A 3,522-nucleotide genomic window follows, 5' to 3' on the forward strand; every position below is an offset into this window, starting at 1 on the left:
TCCGGTTCCTGCCGGAGTTGCTGCGCGGCAAGGGCGCTCGCTTCGCCGCTGCGGCCCTCATGCTCGGCCTGCGCCGCCGCCTTGAGGCGAGGGATCGGCAGGCTTTGCTGGATCGCGGCCAGTTCGGCGGCCTCGGCCTCGGTCGACTCGCCGAGTTTGCGATGCGCCGCGGCGGCCAGCCTCAGCACTCTTGGGTCGGGGCCCAGCTTGAGCAAGGTTCGGGCCTGCGCGAGCGCAGTCTCGGGATGCTGTTCGAGGAGCTTGCGCCCGTTCGCCAGGCCCTGTTCCAGCGTCCCTCCGCGGACCGCGAACTTGTCAGGCATAGCCGAGCAACGAGCGCAGCCCGGGCGCGACGAATTCGACCAGCCGGCGCTGGATTTCCGGAAGCTCAGCGGGAAATTCGAGCTCCTGCCGGGACGACAGATTTTCCCGCGCCGTGCCGCTCTGCCTGGGGTCGCTGCCAACCTGAACGCGCTCGCGCCAATCATCCGGCAAAGCGATCCCGCAGGCGTCGAACAGCGCCCGGAAATAGGCCTCGGCGTCGGCGCTTTCCAGGGATCGAAGGTGACGGACAATGTCTTCGTAGCGCAGCAGGTGAACGCCGGTGCCGAGCCAGGCGAGCGCGTTGTGCGCGAATATCTCGTTGAGGCTGGGCGCGCGCTGGTACATGCCGAAGATCATCAGGTTCATCAGTTCATCGACGCTAAGCTTGCCCTCCTTCAGCAGGTCGAGATTGCCGTCGAATTCGTCCGACACAAAGAACCGCGCCCGGGCGATCACCCAGCTATAGGGATCGCGCACCAGCAGGATCTTGCGGACCCCGGTCAGCTCGACAGCCGACGAGTCCGAGAAGGGCAGGTGCCCCCAGCTCAGCATCGGCAAGTCGGTGTTGAACGCGTCCCCATGCTCCTCGAGGTTCGCGTACTGGATGAACTGCCGCTGATATTGCTGGGCGACGGGAACGAACATCCGGACGATGTTGCGCAGGAGATGCGACCCGGCCTTGGGCACGCTGTTGAGAAACACCGGCGCCCGCAGCGGAGCCTGCGCGAATCGCCGGTTTTCCTGGTCGAGCGTATCGGGTTTGAGGTTCACGCGCTGCATCGGCCATTTCCTAGCGGCTCGGCCGACAGCTTGCCAGCGCCACAAAAAGGGCGGCGAGGAATCGCCCCGCCGCCCCGCTTTGTACGGACTGGCCTCGACTAGAGCTTGGTCTTGACCGCGACGAAGAACCTGCGGCCCAGCCAATCATATTGCGATACCGCAGGGGCTTGACCGATCGACTGGACCGCGGGCGTTGAGATCCGCGGCGGCTTCGCGTCGAACAGGTTCGCCACGCCAAGGGTCAATTCAAACCTGCGCGTGACCTTCTGGGTAACCGAGGCGCTGTGGTAGAATTTCGCCTTGGTGTTCACCTTGTAGCAGTAGTCGCCGAAGACTGCCGCCGTACCCGCGCTTGTATTGCACAGTCCGCCATTGTCCTGGATGATCTGCTTGGCGTTCGACGACTTGCCGATGTAGTCGATGCCCCAGAAGAACGACGTATCCTTGTGATCCAGAGTCAGGTTCACGTCCGCCACGAGCTTCGGATCGCCAATCTCTCCGTTGAGATTGTCGATCGTGCCACCGAACAGGGTGATATCGTCCTTCAGCTGATAGGTCGCATTGCCAAGCAGCGAGAAGCTGCCGAAGCCGCCCAGGCCCTGCTTCACACGCAAGGTGAAGTCGAGGCCGCGGTTATGCTGGCGATTGATGTTGATGAACTGGTCGAAGACGTTCTTGACGTTCCGCGGGTCGCCTTCTTGCCCCCGTACGAACAGGGCGCAGAGCGGGTCGGTGGGGAAGTCGAGCGAATTGTAGCAGCCGTAGAGGATGTTCTTTGCCCCGAGCTGAGTAATCTCGCCGAGCACCTTGATGTCGAAATAGTCGATGGTGAGCGCAAGGCTGGTGTTGGGCAGGGCGGCGAACCGCGGCGTCAGGATGATGCTCGCGGTCAGGGCCTTCGACGTTTCGGGCTTGAGCTTGCCGATGCCTCCCGAGTTGAACACCGATGCCTGGATACCGGCGCCACTATGAGGGGCGATTCCAATGTCCGCGTTGCAATTATCAAATTGGCGCTGCGTGATCGTCCCGTTTGCCAGCCCATCCGTTACGTTGACGCACGGGTCGATGTCGTTCTGGAACGCACCGGACACTTGATTGGCGAGGAATTGCTCGAACAATGCGGGAGCACGATAGGACGTGCCATAGGTTGAGCGCAGGCGCACCCAATCCGTGACCTGCCAATTGCCCATGACCTTGTAGGTCCAGTTGCCCTTGCTGCTCGACGAGAAGCCGTCCGAGCCGCGAACTGCCTTGACGTTGGTAATGCGAGCGGCGCCCGATAGTTCGAAGCTCTTGGCGAACGGCGCATTGCGCAAGATCGGGATGTTGACTTCGCCGAACGCTTCCGTGGTGACGCTATGGCCAAACGTGTGACCCGATGACACTGGATTGGCGTAACCATTGTCAATGAACTCGTCGCACGGCTTGCTTTTTTTCGCGCATCGCGAATCACCGGCCGGGATCGAGGGGTCAAAGGATGGATTCGGTGCCATCGTGATGTTGCCCGGCTGGTCGTCGATTTCATCTCGCCGCCAAGCTGCGCCGACGGCGACCCCGACCGGACCGGCGGGAAGCGTGAACAGGTCGCCGGTGGTCGATGCCTCGAGGTAATGCTGGTCGTATTTGGTCTTGCCGGTTTCGGTTCCGAACAGGAAGTCGGTCTGCTCGGGGGTCAGATTGCCGGCCAGAAAGTTGGGGTCGACCCAGTTGATGTCGAGGCAGGCCTTGTGCGCGACCGGCGTGAAAGTGCCGGCGCAGGGGCCATATTTGAAGTTCTGCGAAGTAATCGAATCCCTGAGAATCTGGTTGTAGGTATATTTGCCGAGATTGTGGCTGAACTGGCCGTAGGCATCCCAGGTCCAGTTGCTGCCAATCTTGCCCTTCACGCCGGCGACGGCCCGATAATAATTGACGTCGATTTTGTTATCGAAAGTGTCGGCGATTCCGGTTGGACTGAGTAGAATCCCGAAGCAGGTCTCCTCGTCCGTCTCTGGGTCGGTGGAACAGGACGGTCCGTTCGGATTGTAGAATCCGGGGAAGGGATCTCCGACAAACGGAGCCTCGGCGGCATAGCCGAAATTGTAGATCTGCACGAAGCTGTCGGTGAAGGTCTTGCGGTTGTTGTACAGGAACTCGCCGTACAGCTCGATATTGTTGGTGATCTCGTACGAACCTTCGGCATAGGCCGTGTAGCGCTCGGTCTTCGGGATGACCGACGATTTTCCTTCGAACTGATGATAGAGGTTGGTCAGTGCGTTCGACATCGCATTGCCATTGAGGCTGACCGGGAAGTACCCGGGAGGCGCGAGCAGCTCGTTCGGCCCGCCGCCAGGCGCGGGTACACCGGGAATATACTGGCCGAGATTGTTGCCGTAATCGGGCTGCAGCAGGACGACCGATGGGAAATCGGGTAAATTG

2 protein-coding genes and 1 pseudogene are annotated in these 3,522 nt (G+C 61.0%); all 3 read right to left on the bottom strand.

Annotated features, from left to right (window positions below; all coding sequences use genetic code 11):
* A pseudogene (locus RMO25_RS09175) lies at positions 1–323 on the bottom strand (hypothetical protein); the annotation flags it as partial.
* Positions 316–1,104, bottom strand: coding sequence for a hypothetical protein (locus RMO25_RS09180; RefSeq protein ID WP_309662302.1), 789 nt, complete (start codon positions 1,102–1,104; stop codon positions 316–318). The pseudogene RMO25_RS09175 and the gene RMO25_RS09180, both read right to left, overlap by 8 nt.
* Positions 1,105–1,202: 98 nt before the next feature.
* Positions 1,203–3,522 (bottom strand): TonB-dependent receptor (locus tag RMO25_RS09185; RefSeq protein WP_309662303.1); only part of this gene is annotated, 2,320 nt, incomplete at its 5' end.

Source organism: Sphingomonas sp., from assembly GCF_031361285.1.
In the GTDB taxonomy this organism is placed as follows: domain Bacteria; phylum Pseudomonadota; class Alphaproteobacteria; order Sphingomonadales; family Sphingomonadaceae; genus Sphingomicrobium.